The organism is Hippea alviniae EP5-r (assembly GCF_000420385.1).
GTDB lineage: Bacteria > Campylobacterota_A > Desulfurellia > Desulfurellales > Hippeaceae > Hippea > Hippea alviniae.
Genome location: NZ_ATUV01000001.1, coordinates 412735 through 433521, shown reverse-complemented (window position 1 = coordinate 433521; position 20787 = coordinate 412735). Strand labels below are relative to the sequence as shown.

General features: G+C 37.7%; 25 protein-coding genes. 10 read left to right on the top strand and 15 right to left on the bottom strand.

Annotated elements, in window-relative coordinates; translation table 11 throughout:
- Positions 1–11 precede the first annotated feature (11 nt).
- The 10 genes from atpD to dxs are packed head-to-tail and all read left to right on the top strand — an operon-like array spanning position 12 to position 8602.
- Positions 12–1418: a F0F1 ATP synthase subunit beta gene (atpD, locus tag G415_RS0102340; protein WP_022669983.1), complete on the top strand. Its 1407-nt coding sequence runs from the start codon at positions 12–14 to the stop codon at positions 1416–1418.
- Positions 1419–1435: 17 nt separating this feature from the next.
- Positions 1436–1837 (top strand): ATP synthase F1 subunit epsilon, encoded by a 402-nt coding sequence (gene atpC, locus G415_RS09560; protein WP_022669982.1) that lies wholly within the window; start codon positions 1436–1438, stop codon positions 1835–1837.
- On the top strand, positions 1834–2406 hold the full coding sequence (locus tag G415_RS09555; protein ID WP_022669981.1) for a MotA/TolQ/ExbB proton channel family protein: 573 nt from the start codon (positions 1834–1836) through the stop codon (positions 2404–2406). The genes atpC and G415_RS09555 overlap by 4 nt, the downstream gene beginning before the upstream one ends.
- Positions 2403–2792, top strand: a complete 390-nt coding sequence (locus G415_RS0102325; RefSeq protein WP_022669979.1) for an ExbD/TolR family protein — start codon at positions 2403–2405, stop codon at positions 2790–2792. Before G415_RS09555 ends, G415_RS0102325 begins: the two co-directional genes overlap by 4 nt.
- Positions 2789–3499, top strand: a complete 711-nt coding sequence (locus G415_RS10615; protein WP_022669978.1) for an energy transducer TonB — start codon at positions 2789–2791, stop codon at positions 3497–3499. Before G415_RS0102325 ends, G415_RS10615 begins: the two co-directional genes overlap by 4 nt.
- Positions 3496–4761: an LpqB family beta-propeller domain-containing protein gene (locus tag G415_RS10610; protein ID WP_022669977.1), complete on the top strand. Its 1266-nt coding sequence runs from the start codon at positions 3496–3498 to the stop codon at positions 4759–4761. Before G415_RS10615 ends, G415_RS10610 begins: the two co-directional genes overlap by 4 nt.
- Before the next feature lie 12 nt (positions 4762–4773).
- Positions 4774–5337, top strand: a complete 564-nt coding sequence (locus G415_RS10605; protein WP_022669972.1) for an OmpA family protein — start codon at positions 4774–4776, stop codon at positions 5335–5337.
- Between the two features lie 21 nt (positions 5338–5358).
- Positions 5359–5883, top strand: coding sequence for a peptidoglycan-associated lipoprotein (locus G415_RS09535; protein WP_022669971.1), 525 nt, complete (start codon positions 5359–5361; stop codon positions 5881–5883).
- A gap of 31 nt (positions 5884–5914) precedes the next feature.
- On the top strand, positions 5915–6709 hold the full coding sequence (gene ybgF, locus G415_RS10600) for a tol-pal system protein YbgF (RefSeq protein WP_022669970.1): 795 nt from the start codon (positions 5915–5917) through the stop codon (positions 6707–6709).
- Between the two features lie 3 nt (positions 6710–6712).
- Positions 6713–8602 carry a 1-deoxy-D-xylulose-5-phosphate synthase gene (dxs, locus tag G415_RS0102290; protein WP_022669969.1) on the top strand — a complete coding sequence of 630 codons (1890 nt, stop codon included), beginning with the start codon at positions 6713–6715 and terminating at the stop codon, positions 8600–8602.
- Here dxs and G415_RS0102285 read toward each other — a convergent pair.
- The 15 genes from G415_RS0102285 to G415_RS0102215 all read right to left on the bottom strand — a co-directional run bounded on the left by G415_RS0102285 (position 8542) and on the right by G415_RS0102215 (position 20785).
- Positions 8542–9201 (bottom strand): tRNA1(Val) (adenine(37)-N6)-methyltransferase, encoded by a 660-nt coding sequence (locus tag G415_RS0102285; RefSeq protein WP_022669968.1) that lies wholly within the window; start codon positions 9199–9201, stop codon positions 8542–8544. The two genes, dxs and G415_RS0102285, sit on opposite strands and share 61 nt — an antisense overlap.
- Before the next feature lie 68 nt (positions 9202–9269).
- Entirely contained in the window at positions 9270–10172 is a 903-nt protein-coding gene (lpxC, locus tag G415_RS0102280) for a UDP-3-O-acyl-N-acetylglucosamine deacetylase (protein ID WP_022669967.1), read from the bottom strand.
- 12 nt (positions 10173–10184) lie between these two features.
- Positions 10185–11309 carry a glutamine-hydrolyzing carbamoyl-phosphate synthase small subunit gene (gene carA, locus G415_RS0102275; protein WP_022669966.1) on the bottom strand — a complete coding sequence of 375 codons (1125 nt, stop codon included), beginning with the start codon at positions 11307–11309 and terminating at the stop codon, positions 10185–10187.
- The gene (locus G415_RS11310; RefSeq protein ID WP_022669965.1) at positions 11306–11584 is read right to left on the bottom strand and encodes a DUF507 family protein; all 279 of its coding nucleotides are present in this window, start codon (positions 11582–11584) and stop codon (positions 11306–11308) included. Before G415_RS11310 ends, carA begins: the two co-directional genes overlap by 4 nt.
- Positions 11581–11862 carry a DUF507 family protein gene (locus tag G415_RS11305; protein WP_022669964.1) on the bottom strand — a complete coding sequence of 94 codons (282 nt, stop codon included), beginning with the start codon at positions 11860–11862 and terminating at the stop codon, positions 11581–11583. Before G415_RS11305 ends, G415_RS11310 begins: the two co-directional genes overlap by 4 nt.
- A gap of 36 nt (positions 11863–11898) precedes the next feature.
- On the bottom strand, positions 11899–12483 hold the full coding sequence (plsY, locus tag G415_RS0102260; RefSeq protein WP_022669963.1) for a glycerol-3-phosphate 1-O-acyltransferase PlsY: 585 nt from the start codon (positions 12481–12483) through the stop codon (positions 11899–11901).
- A complete protein-coding gene (gene ftsZ, locus G415_RS0102255) occupies positions 12484–13620 on the bottom strand; it encodes a cell division protein FtsZ (RefSeq protein WP_022669962.1) in 1137 nt (378 codons plus the stop codon).
- Between the two features lie 14 nt (positions 13621–13634).
- Positions 13635–14891 carry a cell division protein FtsA gene (ftsA, locus tag G415_RS0102250; protein WP_022669961.1) on the bottom strand — a complete coding sequence of 419 codons (1257 nt, stop codon included), beginning with the start codon at positions 14889–14891 and terminating at the stop codon, positions 13635–13637.
- On the bottom strand, positions 14888–15664 hold the full coding sequence (locus G415_RS0102245; RefSeq protein ID WP_022669960.1) for a cell division protein FtsQ/DivIB: 777 nt from the start codon (positions 15662–15664) through the stop codon (positions 14888–14890). Before G415_RS0102245 ends, ftsA begins: the two co-directional genes overlap by 4 nt.
- Positions 15658–16545, bottom strand: coding sequence for a D-alanine--D-alanine ligase family protein (locus G415_RS0102240; protein ID WP_026939528.1), 888 nt, complete (start codon positions 16543–16545; stop codon positions 15658–15660). The genes G415_RS0102245 and G415_RS0102240 overlap by 7 nt, the downstream gene beginning before the upstream one ends.
- Positions 16542–17336: a UDP-N-acetylmuramate dehydrogenase gene (murB, locus tag G415_RS09525; RefSeq protein WP_051129529.1), complete on the bottom strand. Its 795-nt coding sequence runs from the start codon at positions 17334–17336 to the stop codon at positions 16542–16544. The genes G415_RS0102240 and murB overlap by 4 nt, the downstream gene beginning before the upstream one ends.
- Positions 17311–18693 carry a UDP-N-acetylmuramate--L-alanine ligase gene (murC, locus tag G415_RS0102230; protein ID WP_022669957.1) on the bottom strand — a complete coding sequence of 461 codons (1383 nt, stop codon included), beginning with the start codon at positions 18691–18693 and terminating at the stop codon, positions 17311–17313. The genes murB and murC overlap by 26 nt, the downstream gene beginning before the upstream one ends.
- A complete protein-coding gene (locus G415_RS0102225) occupies positions 18678–19247 on the bottom strand; it encodes a beta/alpha barrel domain-containing protein (protein WP_022669956.1) in 570 nt (189 codons plus the stop codon). Before G415_RS0102225 ends, murC begins: the two co-directional genes overlap by 16 nt.
- Complete coding sequence (gene lgt, locus G415_RS0102220) at positions 19231–20010, bottom strand: prolipoprotein diacylglyceryl transferase (protein ID WP_022669955.1); 780 nt, start codon at positions 20008–20010, stop codon at positions 19231–19233. Before lgt ends, G415_RS0102225 begins: the two co-directional genes overlap by 17 nt.
- On the bottom strand, positions 19994–20785 hold the full coding sequence (locus G415_RS0102215) for an SPOR domain-containing protein (protein ID WP_022669954.1): 792 nt from the start codon (positions 20783–20785) through the stop codon (positions 19994–19996). Before G415_RS0102215 ends, lgt begins: the two co-directional genes overlap by 17 nt.
- Positions 20786–20787 lie beyond the last annotated feature (2 nt).

Genomic DNA, 20787 nt, shown 5'->3' with positions numbered 1-20787 from the left:
GGAGTTAAGGTATGGCAGAAAAGGGAAGAATTGTTCAGGTTATAGGACCTGTTGTGGATGTGGAGTTCGAAACGGGCGAATTACCAACTATATATACTGCTTTGAAGGTAAAAAAGGATGATATAGAAGGAGCAACGGCAGACCTTATCTTAGAAGTTCAGCAACACCTTGGAGAGAAAAGGGTTAGAACAATAGCAATGGATTCAACAGACGGTTTGGTTAGGGGAACAGAAGTGGAAAATACCGGTGATTACATAACAACACCTGTTGGTGAGCCGGTTTTGGGCAGAATTATGAATGTTGTTGGTGAGCCGGTTGATGAGATGGGCCCAATTAATGCAGAGATAAGATGGCCTATACATAGAGAAGCACCACCATTGGAAGAGCAGTCAACGGCTTCTGAGATGTTCGAGACAGGCATTAAGGTTATCGATTTGCTCTGTCCTTACGCAAAGGGTGGTAAAACGGGTCTGTTCGGTGGTGCTGGTGTTGGTAAAACGGTTCTTATTATGGAGCTTATCCATAATGTTGCAATGCATCATGGTGGTTATTCTGTATTCTGCGGCGTTGGTGAGAGAACAAGGGAAGGAAACGACCTATGGAACGAGATGAAAGAGTCTGGCGTTTTGGATAAAGCAGCTCTGATTTACGGACAGATGAATGAGCCACCTGGTGCAAGGGCAAGGGTTGGTTTGACCGGTCTTACGGTTGCTGAGTATTTCAGGGATGAGAAAAATCTCGATGTGTTGATATTCATAGATAATATCTTCAGATTTACGCAGGCAGGAAGTGAAGTTTCGGCACTCTTAGGAAGAATTCCATCTGCAGTTGGTTATCAGCCAACATTGGGAACAGACATGGGTGAGTTGCAGGAGAGAATTACATCAACAAAGAAGGGTTCTATTACATCTGTTCAAGCAATTTATGTTCCTGCAGACGACTTGACAGACCCAGCACCTGCAACGACATTTGCACACTTGGATGCAACAACAGTTCTCTCAAGAAAGTTGGCAGAGCTTGGAATTTACCCAGCTGTTGACCCATTGGATTCAACATCAAGGATTCTTGACCCTGCTGTCGTTGGAAAAGAGCATTACGAAGTTGCAAGAAAGGTTCAGGAGATTTTGCAAAGATACAAAGAGCTTCAGGATATTATCGCAATTCTCGGTATGGAAGAGCTAAGCGAAGAAGATAAGGTTATCGTTAATAGGGCAAGAAAGATTCAAAGATTCTTATCTCAGCCATTCTTCGTTGCAGAACAGTTTACAGGCATGAGTGGTAAGTATGTTCCAATTCAAGAGACAGTAAGAGGATTCAAAGAAATCATAGACGGTAAACACGACGATCTTCCTGAGCAGGCATTCTACATGGTTGGAACAATAGAAGAAGCAATAGAAAAAGCAAAAACACTCGTATAAAATAGAAGGAGGCAGCTGTGCCTGAATTAGATTGCAGTATTGTAACGCCTTCAAAGAAGATATTTGAAGGCAAAGTTGAGTATATATCTGCTCCAGGAAAGGTTGGTGAGTTTGGCGTTTTGCCGGGACATGAGAGCTTTGTAACCGTGCTTGATGTAGGTATTGTTGAGATACAGCCAACAGGAAAAGAGAAATTCAAAGTCGTCATAGTAGGTGGATACTTTGAAGTAAGTGAAGACAAAATATTCGTAATAGCAGACGATGTTATCTCTAAGGATGAAATAGACATAGACAAAACAAAAGAAGAGATACAGAAATACAAAAGCGAACTTTCATCCCTTAATGTGGGTGATGCAAATTATGAGCTAATCCAAAGAAAGCTCAAAAAATACGAGAAGATGTTGGAGCTTGCGTCGTGAATAGCTATTTTGGTTTCTCTCATATAGGTGCTATTGCAATTGTTGTATTGGCTATACTAGCTGTTATGTCGCTGTTCTCTTGGAGCTTTATGATTTACAAATGGTTGCAGATTAGGTCAATCTCAAACAAAAACAGGGTGTTTTTAAAAAAATTCATAGAGACAAAGGATAAATCATCCTTAGAAGCATTTGCAAAGGCAACAGAGTCTATAGCTGGCAATCTGTATCTTTTAAACAGAGAGTCTTTCTCGTCAGCCAGAACATTTCTTGAGATGATAAATAAAGAGTTAGAAGGCGCTTTTCCGTGGCTCGCATCAATCGGAGCCACGGCGCCTTTTGTTGGACTATTCGGAACAGTGTGGGGTATCATAAACGCATTCAACAATATAGGTAATGTCCAGAGCGTAACAATAGCAACTGTCGCACCGGGCATCTCAGAAGCTTTAGTCACAACAGCTGCCGGTATATTCGTGGCTGTTCCTGCCGTTATAGGATACAATATACTGCACACAAAACTTGAGTCTGTCTTCGAAGAGTTAACTGGATTTTTAGAAGCACTCCAGAAATGAGAAGAAAGAGAAAGACATTCTCAGATATAAACATAACGCCACTTGTTGATGTTATGTTGGTTTTACTTGTTATATTTATGGTTACAACACCTATGCTTGTAAAAGGCATAAAGGTAAACCTACCAAAGACACACTCAGGCACAACAAAGATTAGCAAGAAAGATTTAATTATCTCCATAGATAAAAACGGCAACTATTTTATAGACAAAGCACCAACAACACTTGAAGCTTTAAAGGATTATCTAAAGGCACATAAGCAAGAGTTTAAAAGCGTAATAATAAAATCAGACAAAACAGTTGAATACGGTACAGTTGTCCATCTTATAGACATAATAAAATCCGAAGGTATTGGCAGGGTAGGGCTTGCAACTCAACCTGGCAAATGAAGTTAATTAGTTTTTTTCTCTCTATTTTACTTCATCTTGTTTTCATCCTTCTTTTTATACTCATAATTAAACCGATTCGCACTCCTATAAAAAGCAAGCCCGTTTATACGGTAAGCTTAATAACCATACCAAAAGAGAAACCAAAATCTTTAAAAGCAAAGGTAAAATCTCAAAAAAAGCAAGTAGTTCAAAGAAAAAAACCAAAGAAAAAGATTGTAAAGAAAATAAAACCAAAACCCAAGCCTAAGCCAAAACCTAAACCAAAACCAAAGCCAAATATAGAAAAAAAGATTCAACTGCTTAGAGAAAAAGTAAAAATAGAAAACATAAAAGAGAGACTGTTGCGTGAAAAGATTAAAGCCCTAAGAGAGCATGTGTTAACGCAGGAAGCAATAGAAAAAGCATATAAAGAAAAACTCGCAAGAAGTTATATAGATATTATTCAAGGCATGATATACAGTAATTGGGGTGTAGAAAAGAGTATCATAAAAAATAAAACCTTTATCACCAAAGTGGAAATAAAACTTGATTATTCGGGAAATTTAATTAAGCTAAGAATTGTGAAAAGTTCGGGCAATGCTTATTTCGACGGAACTGTCATAGATGCAATAAAAAGTAGCGAACCATTTCCAAAACCACCAAAAGATATATTAACATCTGGTATGGTTGAGTTTATAATAACATTTGACAGTAGGGAGAAAGAATGAAAAAAGTTTTAATCGTTTTATTTATGCTCGTTTTATTTACAGTTTCATCCCAGGCAGATACATTCCAACTGAATATCTCAAACCCACAATACAAACCAATAAATGTGGGTCTGTGGGGGTTTGTAAAAAATACACCACCCGATATATCAAAAAGACTGTTAAAAACATTAAAATTAGACCTTGAGCTGTCTGGAATTTTCTCATACGATTTAACACAACACTTCTCTTACGAAGCACCGCAAAGGGTCGTATCTGGAATAGCAAAATTAGATAAATTGGATTATGTGATTTACGGAGATGCAGAAAGAAATGGCAAGAGCATAATAGTCAATGTTATGGTGCTTGATATACTCAAGAACTATGTGATACTTCAAAAAACCTATGTTGCAAACAGATACTCACTCGACTGGGTGGCAAATAAGATAATAGATACACTGATAGGGTATATAACGGGCGCTTATGGGCCGTTTGAAAGCAAAATACTGTTTGCAATGGGCAACACAAAAACAAGCGATATATACATCTGCGACTTCAATGGAGAAAATACCGTAAGAATAACAAACTGGCACACATTTAACATTCTGCCAAAGTGGGTAGGCCAAGACTCAATAACATTTTTATCCTACAGATACGGAAAACCTGCCATATTTTTATACAACATCTTCAACGGCAACCTAAAAAAATTGTTTAGTGCATCAAACCTAAGTATTTCAGCCGTTAGATACCAAAACTACTTTGCTATACCTTTTAACAGATACGGCAGTGTAAACATCTATGTAATCAATCAGCATGGTAGGGTTTTAAGACAACTAACAAATGACCCGAGCATAAATGTGTCTCCATCATTCACACCAGACTACTCGCAGATGGTATTTGTATCGAACAGGGACGGCTCACCACAAATTTACATAAAAAACATCTCTCTATTTAGTTCTGCTCAAAGATTAACATTTGACGGCAAATACAACTCAAGCCCTGCGGTGTCGCCAGATGGCAAAAAGATAGCTTATATATCTATTCAAAACGGTACAACATACCTAAAGGTTATGAATATAGATGGAAGCAATGATACGGTTATAATGAAAGGCGATAGTCTTGACTCTCCAAGCTGGTCTTACGATTCACGATATATTGCCCTAACAGGAAGACTCGGAAATGAAAATGTTATATACATAGTGAACACACTCAATAAACAATACTTTATTGCAAAGAAAACGAAGTTGATATATAATGGTTTGAGTGTGAGCTCTAAAATCGAATAGAAGGAGGAGAAAATGAAGCGCCTGTTGGTTGTCGTAATAGCCGTTGTAGTATCAATGGCACTTTACAACTGCTCATCAACAAAATACATACAAAACACCCGACCACAAAATCAATCAAATATGGAAAACCAACAGATAAAGACATCAACGCTCAAATATCCGTCAATAAATGTAGAAAGCGGAAAAAATATTCAAATCTTAAAAAAAGAATTTGAAACAATAGCCAAAGATATACACTTCAAATTCAATAGCTATGAACTCACTCCAATCCATGAATATGGTATAAATGAAAATCCAACCAAAATACTTGATAAAATAGCTAATTTTATGCTTAAACACCCAAAAATCAAAATCAGAATAGAAGGCAACTGCGATGAGCGTGGAACCATTGAGTATAACCTTGCTTTGGGTGAGAAGAGAGCCTTGGCAGCAAAGCAGTACTTGGTATCAAAAGGCGTAAGTCCAGACAGGATAACAATCATATCTTACGGCAAAAGCAGACCCTTAGACCCTGCTCACAATGAGTATGCTTGGGCAAAGAATAGAAGGGACCATTTTGTATTCATAGAAAAATAATAAAATTTTGGAGGTGAACCAATGAGTATCAAAAAAGGAATAGTAGCGGCATCGATAGGGACGATTGCTTTGGTAGCAAGCGGATGCGTATGTATGAACAAAAACACAACAAAACCCGAATCAAAAAAAACGGTAGTTGAAAAACAGGCAGTTCAAACAAACAAAGCAAACAAAGAAAACCTAAAAACTATTTTCCAAGATATTCACTTCAACTTTGACAAATACAACCTAACCTATATAAACAAATGGGGGATAAAACAAAATGTTCCCGCTGTACTTGATAGAATCGCACAATATATGCTTAAACACCCAAAAATCAAAATCAGAATAGAAGGCAACTGCGATGAGCGTGGAACCATTGAGTATAACCTTGCTTTGGGTGAGAAGAGAGCCTTGGCAGCAAAGCAGTACTTGGTATCAAAAGGCGTAAGTCCAGACAGGATAACAATCATATCTTACGGCAAAAGCAGACCCTTAGACCCTGCTCACAATGAGTATGCTTGGGCAAAGAATAGAAGGGACCATTTTGTTATTATAAGCAAGTAATCTTAACAAAATAAGAGGGTAGGGCAACCATATGAAAAGAGCATATATATTTGTATCTGTATTAATAGGTTTGGTGTGGATTATGATAGGGTTTCTGCCTGCCAAAGCGCAGGAGAACCCTTATGCTTTGCAGACTCAGGTCATTCAAAACCAACAGCAGTTAAAACTGCTTCAGCAACAACAGGCTCAGTTATTCTTAAAGATAGACAATCTGCTTGTAAAGTATGGTGAGATTAAAGGTGAACTTGACTCTTTAAACCATAGGCTTGATATACTCCAGCAACAGATAAATCAACTATTGCAGCAGCAGAAACTCCGACCAATAGCTAAACCAACTTCATCAATACCACAAGCAGAGAGCAGTCCTGTTGTCCCAAAAATAGAAAAGCCAGCTCCAAGCCAAAAACCAACAAACAACGTAGCCCCGCAACAACCAAAGGTTCAGCCAGTTCCTGCAGACAAAAAGGCATTTGATATCGCATTAAATCTTTATAAACAGAAAAAATACACACAAGCTATAGAAGCATTCAAAAACTTTATGAATAAATACAAAGACTCTCCATTAAAAGCAGATGCCATATTTTACACGGCAGAGTGCTATTACAATAAAGGCGAATATGACAAAGCCATTATAAACTACGACTACTTCTCAAACACTTATCCAAACAACCCAAAAGTTGCAGAAGCCATATTAAAAGAAGGTATCTCGTTTATTAAGATGGGCGATAAGGTTGACGGGAACTATCTGCTCCAGAAAGTTATAAAGAAATACCCAAACACAAAAGAAGCTGCAAGAGCAAAGAAAATTCTAAAAGGGAAGGGCTAAAAATTGTTGCTGAAACAGATAAATTCACCCGAAGATATACGCAAATTAAAGTTAGAAGAGTTAGAAAAATTAGCAGGAGAAATTAGGGAGTTTATAATATCAACAGTTTCCAAAACGGGGGGGCATCTTGCCTCCTCCTTGGGTGCTGTTGAGCTCACACTTGCATTGCATTATGCCTTTAACACACCAAAAGATAAGCTCGTATGGGATGTAGGACACCAAACATACGCACATAAGATTATCACAGGAAGAAGGGATAAGTTTCCAACACTGCGACAATTCGGCGGTTTAAGTGGATTTCCTAAAATCGAAGAGAGCGAATATGATACCTTCAATGTAGGACATGCAGGAACATCAATCTCTGCAGCCTTAGGTATGGCTTTAGCCAGAGACCTTGCCGGAAGTGATGAGAAGGTTGTAGCCATTATCGGTGATGGCTCTCTCTCTTGTGGCATAGCATACGAAGGCTTAGATAATGCAGGATACATAGACACTGATTTAATAGTCGTTGTAAACGATAACAACATGTCCATCTCTCCATCCTTAGGTTCTCTTTCTGCCTATTTATCAAAAAAGATGAGTGGCCCTGTCTATAACAAAATAAGAGACGAGATAGAAAAACTAATAAAATCCCTTCCTTTGCCTAAGGAACCTGCCCTGAAGTTGGCAAGAAAACTTGAAGAGTCGTTAAAGTTTTTTTCACCTGGCCTTCTCTTTGAAGAGTTGGGATTTAAATATTTTGGTCCACTAAACGGACACAAAATCCCAGACTTGATAAAAATATTTGAGAATGTAAAGAACCTTCACGGACCAATAGTTGTCCATGTTGTAACAACAAAAGGAAAGGGCTATAAACCGGCAGAAGAAAATCCTTCCCTATTCCATGGAATAGGTAAATTTAACATAGAGACAGGAACTCCTATAAAGTCTAAATCACCAAAAAGCTGCTCATCCGTTTTTGGCGATAAGGTTTTAGAGATTATGAAAAGAAACGAGAAGGTTGTCTCTATAACCGCTGCCATGCTTATAGGAACAGGGCTTCAAAAGGTAAAAGACGAGATACCAGAAAGGGTATTTGATGTCGGTATAGCAGAACAACATGCAGTTACGATGGCTGGCGGCCTTGCAATGCGTGGATATAAACCGATAGTCGCAATATACTCAACCTTTCTTCAAAGGGCATACGACCAGATAATACACGACATAGCCCTTCAGAAACTGCCTGTTGTCTTTGCCATTGATAGGGCAGGCATTGTGGGAGATGATGGAGAGACGCACCAGGGCGTATTCGACATATCCTATTTAAGAGCTATCCCAAATATGGTTATAACTGCTCCAAAGGACGGGTATGAATTGAATAAACTGCTTGAGTTTGCAATTGATTATAATAATGGTCCTTTTGCTATAAGATACCCAAGAGGAAGCTGTCCAGAATTAGAAGAACAATACACACTAAACGAGATAAAAATAGGCAAATGGCAGGTTCTAAAAAGTCAAGATAATCCCGAAATTGCTATATTATCCGTTGGAAACTGCGTAAAAACAGCCTTAGAAGTGGCAAAAAATTTAAAAAGCCTTGGAATAAATGCCGAAGTTGTAAACAGCCTGTTTATAAAACCATTGGATTACGAATATTTAGCATCCCTTAAAAGATTTAAGCTTGTCGCAACTATTGAAGAGAATGTAAAAAATGGTGGATTTGGCGAAGCTGTAGCATCATACATGATAGAAAACGGCATCAATGTGCCGATAAAGATATTTGCTCTTCCAGATACTTTTATAGAGCATGGAGACCAGCCAACATTACGAGAAAAATATGGACTTGGAATAGATTACATAATAAGCCAGCTTGAATCCCTATTTAAAAACAGTGCAGGCAAAAACTCAACATAATCCTTACCAGACAACATAGCATTTACAACCAGAAAGGAAGCTTTACTTTTATCATTACCATAAACAGGAAGTATAGATTTTATACCAAAACCACTTTTTCTTAAAACTTCCAAAAGCTCAACAAAGCGTGTGGGATGATAGGATACCTTTAAAATCCCTTTGTTCTTCAAAACCCTTCTTGCACTTTTTATCATAAAATCCAAAAAACCATCTTCTTCAAACTTTTCGTCTATAAACTTAGAGATTCTATAAGCTCCCTTTTTAAAATACGGTGGATTTGAAATGAAAAAATCAACACTATTGGTTAACACATCTTCAATCTCTAAAACAGAAACATTGCAAAGGCCGTTAATTTGTATGTTCTTTTTTATAACTTCAATCATATTTTGATTTTTTTCAATAGCTATAATTCTGCTTTCTGGATTGTTCTTTGCAAGAAGAACAGCGACAATACCACAGCCACTTCCAAAATCAACGAAAACCTTAGACTTAAGCCCTTTAAGATTATAAGCCAAAACAAACGGCTCTATTGCAAACCTATATCCATCTTTGGGTTGATATATCTTAAAGGTAGAGAATTGGTGAAGCTCTAATTCCAACTTCTAATTAGACCAATTAATTTTGGTTCCGATAAGTTTCATTATGTAAACTTTTAGATAATCCCAAACTAAATACCTTCTGTAGCCGCCCAAACCAAAGAACCGACAACACTTTCTCTTTGTGGATTACCCACTATCTCGTATGCATCTTTATCTTCTATGAGTTTTTTAAGCAGCTTGCTGTTTAAGTCATGTCCAGATTTATAAGCCAAATACTTCGCTTTTATATCATATCCCAAAATAGAAAGGTCGCCTATAGCATCCAAAATCTTATGCCTTACAAACTCATTCTCATACCTTAGCGGGTCTTCGTTTACTATGCCATACTCATCGACAACGATGGCATTATCGAGACTTCCACCCAAAGCCAAATTGTTTGACTGCAAATACTCTATATCTTTCAGCAAACCAAATGTCCTTGCTTTGCTTATCTCTTTAACAAATGTTATCTCATTCAGAATGAAACTATACCTCTGTCTGCCTATAAACGCATTATCAAAATGTATAGAATAATGAATTTCGAAGTTTCTTGAAGGCAAAAGTGCAACAAACTTGCCATTCTCCTTTATCTTTACAGGTTTCTTTATGATTATTTCCTTTTTAAATGCCTTCTGCTCTCTAATCCCAGCTGTTTTTATAAGGTAAACCCACGGAGCAGCAGAACCGTCCATTATGGGCACTTCATCGCCCCATAACCTTACAAATACATTATCTATACCCAAACCAAACAGACTCGCAAGCAGATGCTCGACAGTTTTAACAACAACACCATTTTTGCCTATGGTTGTTGCAAGTGTTGTATCAACCACATTTTCCTGCTTAACTTCTATAAGCGTATCGGCATCTTCTCTATAGAAAACAACTCCGCTATTCTCTTCTGCTGGCTCAAGTCTTATCTCAACCTTTCTGCCTGTATGCAAACCTATACCTGTCGCTTCTATCGGCTCTTTTAGGGTTCTCTGTCTTCTCATTATACACCCCTTCTAATTTTCTTTTACCATCAAGGCAAATCTCTCAAACAGATACTCAGCATCGTGTGGACCTGGTGATGCTTCTGGATGATACTGAACACTCATAAGCGGCAGTTCTTTATGCATCATACCTTCCACACTGCCATCATTTAGATTTATATATGTTATTTTGAAACCTTTTTCAACTAAATCTTTATCATCAACGGCATAATTATGATTTTGAGCTGTGACAAATATCTTATCACTGTCTAAATCCTTAACCGGGTGATTACCACCATGATGGCCAAACTTCATCTTGTATATCTTCACATCGAACGCCCTTGCTATTATCTGATGACCAAAACAGATGCCAAAACAGACAAAATTCTCTGCCATCTTTCTGTACTCTTTTATCCATTTTTCATCAATTCCCCTTGGATCTCCAGGCCCATTTGAAAAAAACAGTGCATCTGGATTTAAACCTTTAACTTCATCATAACTTGTATAGGCTCCAACAACATACACATCAAAACCAACTTCAACAAGATACCTTAAAATATTCTTCTTTACGCCAAAATCTATAACAACAACCTTTTTGGGTTTATCGAGCACCCTTTTTATCTTTCTTATCTCATAGCCAAACCTGAATATGCCATCATCAAATCTATAAGGCTGTTTTGTGCTCACAAACTTGACCATATCTTTTCCGACTATCTCAAATGAGCTTACCCTTCTCTTTAGCTCATCAATTGTCTCTGTTGAGCTTATAGCACCAATTAGAGAGCCCTTAACCCTTAGCATCTTTGTTAATTTTCTTGTATCTATGCCTTCTATTGCCACTATGTTGTGTCTCTTTAAATACTCATCCAAGCTCTCTTCAGACCTGAAATTGGAAGTTATAACACTTCCTTCCTTAACGACAAAGCCTTCAACATACGGCTTATCTGACTCTTCATCGTCTCTATTAAGCCCATAATTACCTATTTGCGTGTATGTCATCGTGACGATTTGCCCTTTGTAAGATGGGTCAGTTAAAATCTCCTGATACCCGCTCATTGCCGTGTTAAATACAACTTCTCCAACAGCAGTGCCTATAGTCCCAAGTGCAAACCCTTCAAATATCTCTCCATTCTCCAAAACAAGAACAGCCTTTTTCATTTCAGCAACCTTTTACTCATCTCTTCTTCAAACGCTTTATTAAAGGCTATTTCCCACTCCATAGAGCCGGGAATAAGCTTTTTACTTCTCTTCTGCAAACTCTCCATCACCTTCTCATACACTTCATCTTCTAATGAAAAATACTTCTCCATTGTCTCAATTATCTCGTTAATCACGGCTCTCTCACTACTGATAACATCAAATACACCTTCTTCTGTTGCCCTTTTGAATATCTGCCTTGCCAAATACCTTATTCTTGCGCTGCTATATCTCATAGCAAAAAACCTTCCTTCTTCGCCACTTTTTTCTTCGCCATAATAAATAGCTTAGAGCTATCGGCACCTTCTTTTTCTATCTCGTTGGAGAACTGTTTGAGAAGCTCTTTTGTCTTTATATCTATCTCTCTCTCTTTTTGAACATCTTCTTCAAGCACATCTTTGACAATACTCTTTAAAATAGATACATCCTTATTGAGTTTTATATTGCCACTTCTTATAAGGTTTACGGAGATTTTATCGGCTAACAGTTCAACTTCCCTTTTCCTTAGCGCCATAACCAAGCCCCTTTATACACAATTAATTTACAAAACTCAAATTTTTACCCTACTCTCTTCTTTCCTAAATAGACGCCTTATATTCTCTCTGTGTTTATAAATCATCAAAATATACAAAATTAAAAACAGAATTCTTACATAGTAATCGTTGCTCGACAAGGCTATAAGTGTCGCAATCAAAAAAGAGAGCAAAGCGGCAAGTGAAGAGTATTTCGTCGTAAGCAGAATAAGAATCCAGATAAACATACCCGACAAGGCAGCCAATGGGTATATAACAAGCGTTGAACCATAGCTCGTTGCAACGCCCTTTCCACCCTTAAACAGCAAAAATACGCTATAATCATGCCCTAACACAACAGCTAAAGCACTGACAATATTTACAAGATGAACATCTCTATAAATAAAAGAGAAAAGCGCAACAGCAAAACTGCCTTTTAGAAGGTCTAAAAGAAGAGTTAAGGCACCTTCCTTTTTTCCTATAACCCTATAAACATTTGTGGCACCTATATTACCACTGCCCTGTTTTTTGATGTCTATGCCTTTAAACTTTGCTATCAACCAGCCAAAGGGAATGCTGCCTAACAGAAAAGAGCCAACTGCAGCCACGATGTATGGCAGCAACTAATTTTCCTCCCCTCTCCTTCTTCTGATGTATGCGGGTATATCTCGCTCATCTTCTATAGGTATTGCAGTCTGCTTCTTTATCTCCTTTATTGTGTTTGCATCCAATTTTCTGTATTCTGGCCTGTTTATCAATCTCTTCGACGATTCACTCTTGTAATTGTCTGTAAATCCTGTTGCTATGATCGTTATGCGCACCCTATCGCCCATCGAGTCATCAAGCACAAACCCATGTTTAAACAGCGCCTTCTCGTTCATATTCTTCTCAATAATGGATGTTGCTTCATTAAACTCATCAAGGCCAAAGTTTTTACCTGCAGTAATATTCATCAATATACCCTTTGCACCTTTAATTGATGCATTCTCAAGCAGTGGGTTAGAGATAGCCATCTCTGTTGCTCTCTTTACCCTATTCTCTCCACCTTCTGCAGATGCTTCTCCAACACCCATTAAAGCAACACCCTTCTCTTTCATTACAGAGACAACATCAGCAAAGTCTATATTCATAATAACCTGAGAGTTTGGTTGTTTATATATTAACTCAACGATACTCTGAACTGCCTGTCTTAATATATCATCTGCCTTCTTCAAAGCTTCTATAAATGTAAGATTCTTATAAATATCAAGCAGCCTTTGATTAGGTATAACAATTATACTGTCAACATTCTCCTTAAGCTCATTTATGCCCTTAACAGCTATATCCTTTTTTATCTTGCCTTCAACATCGAAAGGCTTTGTAACGACACCTATTGTCAAAGCGCCCAAATCCTTTGCAACTTTTGCTATTACAGGAGATGCGCCCGTTCCTGTTCCACCGCCCATACCTGCAGTGATAAATACCATATCGGCACCACTCAAAGCTGCTTCAATCTCTTCTATACTCTCTTCTGCAGCTTTTTTACCTTTCTCTGGGTCGCTTCCGGCACCAAGCCCCTTTGTCAACTTTTTACCCAACTGAAGTTTTGTATGTGCAAGCGATATGTTCAAAGCCTGAGCATCTGTATTTGCACTTATAAACTCAACATTCTTTATACCATATGAAATCATATTGTTGACGGCATTTCCACCGCCACCACCAACACCCACAACTTTTATTATAGCACCAACCGAATAATCATTCTTCTCTTGCTTATTCATTAGTAAGTCCTCCATTAAAACATTTCTTTAACCCAACTCTTCATCTTTTTTAAGATGACAGAAAAGAGATTATCGTCATCCTTGACTGTGCTTGAGTCAAGGTTTAAGTCTCCTTCATCCTTTGCCCTGCCAAAGCCATACAGAACCAGACCAACGCCTGTTGCATACATAGGATTATCAACGGCATCTTTAAGCCCAATAATACCCTGCGGTTTTCCTATTCTAACGGGAAGGTCAAACTGCTTCTCTGCAAGTTCCAACGCACCCTTCATCAATGCAGAACCACCCGTTATAACAATGCCACCAGCCAAAAGTGGCATCAATCCCATCTTCTCAAAATCATCCCTTACAAGCGAGTATATCTCTTCCATTCTCGGTTCTATTATCTCACTTAAAAGCCTTCTTGGTATCTCTCGTGTTTTTCTATCACCTACTGCTGGAATCTGTATAACTTCATCTTCTTCAACCATATCGGATATAGCACATCCATACTTTTTCTTTATCTCTTCCGCTTCGTTAAATGGCGTTCTTAAACCTATGGCTATATCATTTGTTACATGGTCGCCACCTATGGCTATAACGGCTGTATGTTTTATAGCATTATTAGCAAAAACGGCGACATCCGTCGTTCCACCACCTATATCTATCAAACCAACACCCAAATCCTTCTCTTCTGGCAACAGAATCGAGTAACTTGAAGCTATAGGCTGAAGTACGATATTTTTAACCTTAAGTCCACTCCTGTTGCAGCACTTCACTATATTCTGAACATTTGTAACAGAACCTGTAACAATATGAACCTTTACTTCGAGCCTCGTGCCGTTCATTCCACGCGGGTCTTTTATGCCACCCTGGTCATCAACAATAAACTCCTGTGGAATTATGTGAATAATCTCTCTATCTGGTGGTATAACAACGGCTTTGGCTGCATCAATAACTCGTCTAATATCAGACTCTGAAACTTCAAGGTTTCTAATAGCAACGACACCATTTGAGTTATAAGAGCGTATATGACCACCCGCAATACCCGTATAGACGCTGTCAATCTTGATGCCGCTCATCCTTTCTGCCAATATGACAGCTTTCTTTATAGATGAGACAGCATCATCCATATCAATGACAACACCTTTTTTCAGACCTTTGGATTGTGCCTGACCAATACCAATTATCTTTATCTGACCTTCTGGTGTCTTCTTACCAACAATGGCACAAACCTTAGTCGTTCCTATGTCTAACCCTACAACAATATCTTCGTTCATTACCTCACTCACTTTTTAACTCCTTTTTTCCATTTCAAAACAAATTTATTGCTAAAACATATACTTACACTCTCAAGTCTCTTCTTCATACTCAGTAAGTAAGGCAGCTTTCTTTTAAAGTTAACAAGCGCAACATCAGGACATCCAAAACTATTTATACCAACCTTTAAGCCATTTACCAAATAAGCAATCTGATAACTATCTGACACAATCTCAATATAATTTATTTTTGCAATTTTGTCTAATTTTTCATAAAAAGCAATAACTGATTTTACTAACTTTTTATCATCAAGAAAAGTTTTGTTATTGATATATATCTTTGCTAAACCGGGCAGTTTTAAAAAGCTTGAATACCTACCTATAATATCTCCATTTTTATCAACAACAAAAATGCTTTTGTTTAGATAAACAAGCGCCTTTGGGCTTTTTTCAACAACATTTATAACAATAGAGTCTGGATAAACCTTTGCTACACTTGCCTTTTTAATCCAGGCAACAGACATAAGATTGGCGTAAATCCTGCTTTCACTATAGCTGCTTAAGGGTTTATAAAACTTGCCTATCCCAACACTTGCTAAATATTTGGCAGAAAGAACACTATTCCCATTTACATAAACATTCTTCAAAACTGCAAATCTATGTGAGAATTGAGTGTATCCATATATAAGGAAGAAAGCAACAACTCCAACAATAGAGCTTGCAAAGATAAGTTTGGCTATCTCAACAATTATGTCTGGCAGTTTTCTCTTTTTCTTATCACCCGATACCTGTTTGTAATCTAACATGCTTTCTCTATTAGAAGTCTAACGAGTTCTTCAAAACTCATGCCGTCTGCTGCTGCAGCCTTGGGAAGAAGACTTGTTGCTGTCATACCCGGTATAGAGTTTATCTCAAGAACATACGGTATGTTATTCTCAAGAATAAGGTCAACTCGAGCATAACTATCACATCCAACAGCTTTATAGGCTTCTGTTGCAACCTGTTTAACAAGCTCTGCTATTTCATTATCAATATCTGCCGGAACAATATACTCCGTTGCTCCCTTTGTGTATTTGTTCTTATAATCGTAAAAACCGCTCTTTGGTTTTATGTGAATAACGGGCAATGCTTTGCCAAACAGAACACCGACGGTAAGCTCTTTGCCTTTTAGCCTTTTCTCAACAAGGACTTCTCTATAATCTTTGAGCATCGCTTCAGCAATCCTTTTGGCATCTTCAATACTATCTGCAAAACTTACGCCAACAGATGAGCCTTCATTATTGGGCTTTATACAGACAGGAGCAAAATCTATTCTATTCAAATCGTTTTTATCCCTTATAAGCACAGCTTCGGCAGTTGGTATATTATTAGCCTTAAGAAGCATCTTAGTTAAAAACTTATTCATCGTTATGTTGCTTGGTGAAAATGTGCAGCCTGTATGCTTTATGCCAAATATCTCCAATGCTGCCTGAATCTGGCCATTTTCACCAAATCCACCGTGCAAAGCAATAAACACAACATCAGCTTTCGACTCTATAATTTTATTTAAACAATCCTTGCTATCATTACACTCAATACAAACAACATCATCGAAACTTTTCTTTGCCGCTTCAAATACGGCATGACCGGTTGATAAAGAGACTTCCCTTTCACTTGAATCACCACCACAGACAATAGCTACTTTCATATGATTACCACCTCTTCTTCAAGCTCAATGCCAAAAGTTTTTAACACCCTATCTTTTGCCTTCTCTATCAGAAACAGCACATCATCAGCAGAAGCATTACCGTTTGATACTATGTAGTTTGCATGTTTTTCAGAGAATCTTACACTTCCATATGTATAGCCTTTAAGCCCTACCCCTTCTAAAAGCCATCCTGCTGTTTTATCATTTGAAGGATTTTTAAACACGCTGCCAAATGTGTTTTTAATGTGGGCGTTTTTGACCCTTCTATTCACAAAATCCTTTAACTTCTTTTTTAAGCTTTCAATTTTATAGTCTCTACATTTGAGTGCAGCTTCGATAATTATACCTTTTATACCAGAGTCTCTATACGAGAAACCTTTAGCATCTGTCCTTTTTAGCTTACCATCTTCAACAAAAAGCACATACTCAACAATCTTAGACATATCTTCTCCAAACGCACCTGCATTCATATAAACAGCACCACCTACACTTGCAGGCACTCCACCCAAAAATTCAACGCAACCAAAACCATTATCAATACAAAATTTTATCAAATTCCTTATTGATGTCGCAGCACCAACTCTAATCAAACCACTCTCTTTTTCTATAAAACTAAAGTTATCCGACAATTTATATAACTTTTTTCTGTTCTTTACAAGTAAATTGCTCCCATTACCTATAACAAAATCAACACCTTCAAGTTCTTCTACGCTTTCTATAAATACAACTTCTACTTCGCCAGTTTGTCTTATGCTCGTTAACCTTTTAAGCGGCACTGTTTTTGTAATCATCTACCACTTTTCTAATAATCGAACTAACGCTTCCTGCACCCAAAGCCACAAGCACACCTTCATCTTCTATCTGATTTAAATGCTTCTTTAACTGCTCAATCTCGTTTACATATATGGCATTTGAAGATACCCTGTTTATCTTTTCAGCAAGTGTTAATGAGTCTATGCCTTCTATTGGCTTTTCACTTGCAGGATAAATATCCAAAATAAACACACGTCTTACATTCTTAAAACTCTTTGCAAAATCGTCCATTAGGTAAGCAGTTCTTGAAAATCTATGTGGTTGAAAAACCGCATACACATTATCGCTTAGAAGTCTTGCAGCAGATAGGGTTGCCTTTATCTCTGTTGGATGATGGGCATAATCGTCATACACCTTAAGCGAATTATAATTTCCTATGTATGTAAAGCGTCTATCGACGCCTTCAAATTCAAGCAAGGTTTTTCTTATTATCTCTTCGCTTATATTCAAAATCTCAGCTATACCAACAACAGCCAAAGCGTTTGATATGTTATGCATGCCTATTATCTTTATTTTCAAATCTTCTATCCTTCTTGTTGGTGTTTTGACACTAAATATGCTGCCTTCTTCACTCAAAACCATATCGTATGCGTATATGTCTGCCTTCTTTGTCTTCAAACTGTATGTTAAGATACTGTCACTTTTACCCAAACCACTCCACTGTCTTATAATAGCATCATCGTAATTCAAAATTTTAAAACTGCTGTTCTCCATAAAATCATAGAAGGCAACCTTCTCATTCTCAAAATTTCCATAAAAACCCAAATGGTCATTATCAATATTTGTAACGACACCTATATAGGGACTCAAAAGCAGAAAGCCACCATCACTCTCATCAGCTTCAACAATAAAATAATCACTCTTACCAACAATAACATTATTATTTATATTTCTCAATTTACCGCCTATTATGGCTGTTGGATCAAAACCTGCATTACTCAACAAGGAAGCACAGATTGATGTTGTCGTTGTTTTTCCGTGAGAACCAGCAACAGCTATAGACTTCTCTTCATTGACTATGTATGCAAGCAGTTGATATCTTTTTATATGCTGTATATTGCGCTTTTCTGCATGCACAACTTCCACATTGTCGCTTTTTACGGCAGATGATGAGACAACAAGAGCAACATCATCTTCTATATTTTCGATAGAGTGGCCTATATAAACTTCAACACCCATGGACTTTAGTTTTTCAATGTAAGCATTGGGCTTTAAATCCGAACCCGTTATCCTATACCCTTTACTCAGCAGGTATTGGGCAAGTGAGCTCATACCAACACCGCCAATACCGATAAAATGTATCTTTGAACCCTTCTGTATTATCTGCTCAAGCATTTAAGAGAACTCCCTTCTTCATATTCAAGCAACAAGACATCTTTATCTATCCCTATATTATCTTTAACTGCAATAGCTCTTACAAACTCCCAACTTGTTATCTTGCTTAAATCTTCTTCATCTTCAACAAGCGGTATGGGAAGCATACCCATAGATTCACAGATAAAAATAACCTTCTCTGTAAGTTTTGATGTTATTGGTTTTACAGGAAATAGAATGGCATCAGCACCGTATATCCTGTACATGTAAATCTGATACTCATCCAGTACCAAATCCTTAAACACTGTTATCATTGATGTGTTGTTCTGCTTTGCAAATCCGATACTATCCAATCTCTCATCATACGGCATATCCGTCAAATCCAAAAGAACGCTCTCAAACTCCTTCTCGTTGAGTTCTTCTATATCAACAGGCAATACAACGCCACTCTTTTTGAAAAACTCAGCCGCATCGTTAGGCTCAACAAAAAGCATGTTAAGACCCATCTCCAACACATGCGGTGGCACTTCGTTCTTTCTTCTCTTTATTAAATCTTTCTTAATCTTTATCTCCATATCTTCCCCACCTTAAATAGATTTCTATACCACCTATAATCATCATCGCAAGGCAGAGCCATTGACCCATTGTTAACCCATATATAAAGCCCAATTGTATATCTGGTTCCCTCGTAAACTCTATAAAAAACCTAAAAAAACCATACAAAAACACAAACATCCAAAATAGCAAACCCTTTCTATTAATAAACCTATCTCTCAAAACAAAAAGAGTGATAAAAAGTATAAGACCTTCAAACAGTGCTTCATACAACTGAGATGGGTGTCTTGGAAGATAACCACCGTTAGGAAAAGCAACAGCCCAAGGTAGGTTTGTAACCCTTCCCCACAGTTCATCATTTATAAAGTTCGCTACTCTTCCAAAAAACAGACCGACAGGCACAATAACCACAGCTTCATCCGCAAGGTCATAAAAACTCAGACCATACTTCTTTGCAAGCAAAACACCAGCAATTATAACGCCCACAAGCCCACCGTGAAAACTCATCCCACCCTTCCAGATATAAAGGGCTTCCAACGGATGCTGAATGTAATAGTGAAAATTGTAAATTAACACATACCCTATCCTTCCGCCCAAAATAACGCCCAAAATTGCATACAAAAATAAATCATCTGCAAGACCCTTTATGTTAAATCTTTTAAGTCTTTTTGAAAGATAGAGATAGCCTACAGTAAACCCTATTGCATAAGCTAATCCATACCACCTAAGATGAATTCCCTTATAGCTGAATATGTTAGGATTTATCTCAGGGTATTTTATCATACCTTTTTATTATCGGCATATACGAGAGTTTAAGCTGCTTCTTTATCTCTTTAGCTTCTGTTTTTGCAGCTTCATAGCCCTTTATAGGTCCAACATAGACCCTTGTGTATGTCTTGCCCTTTATATTTACTTCCTTAGAGAATGCATTATGGCCGCACTTTCTAAGTTTTAAAACTGTTACAAGGGCAAATTTTCTATTCTCGTTTGATGATACCCATATCACATACTTCTTCAGAGAAGCATAGCTCTTATGACTCTTTGGCTTTGTTATCTTGTGTTTTATCTCTTTTTTCGGCTTTGGTTTAGCTACTGCAACTGTGTGTTTTGGTTGCTTTTTTTCTTTCTTTTGCACAGTTGGAATTGTCTCTTTTTGGGTTGCCTCTGACTGCTTTTTTGGAGTTATAATCTGCGGGCCAGCTGGTTGTTGAGACTCGCTTTGAACTGCATACTCGTTGCTCTCTTGAGTATTAGGTGTTTGAGTTGTTTCAGACAGATTGCTCTCCTTCTGAGCCTGCTCGTTTTGTGTTGCCTGTGGAACAACGGGTTGCGGTGGTGGAGTTTCTTTTATTGGATTAGGCTGGACAACCTCGCTGCTTGGCGCTTGGTATTCAACAGGCGGAACAGATGGCGGCGCAAGAAGCTTAAAAATAGCATATCCAATACCAGCACCAACAAGCAGCACAACAACAATACCAACAATCAGCTCGACAGCAGTAAATTTCTTACTATGCCCTTCTAAAATTTCCTTTATTTTGTCCTTATCATTGTCAGCCATTT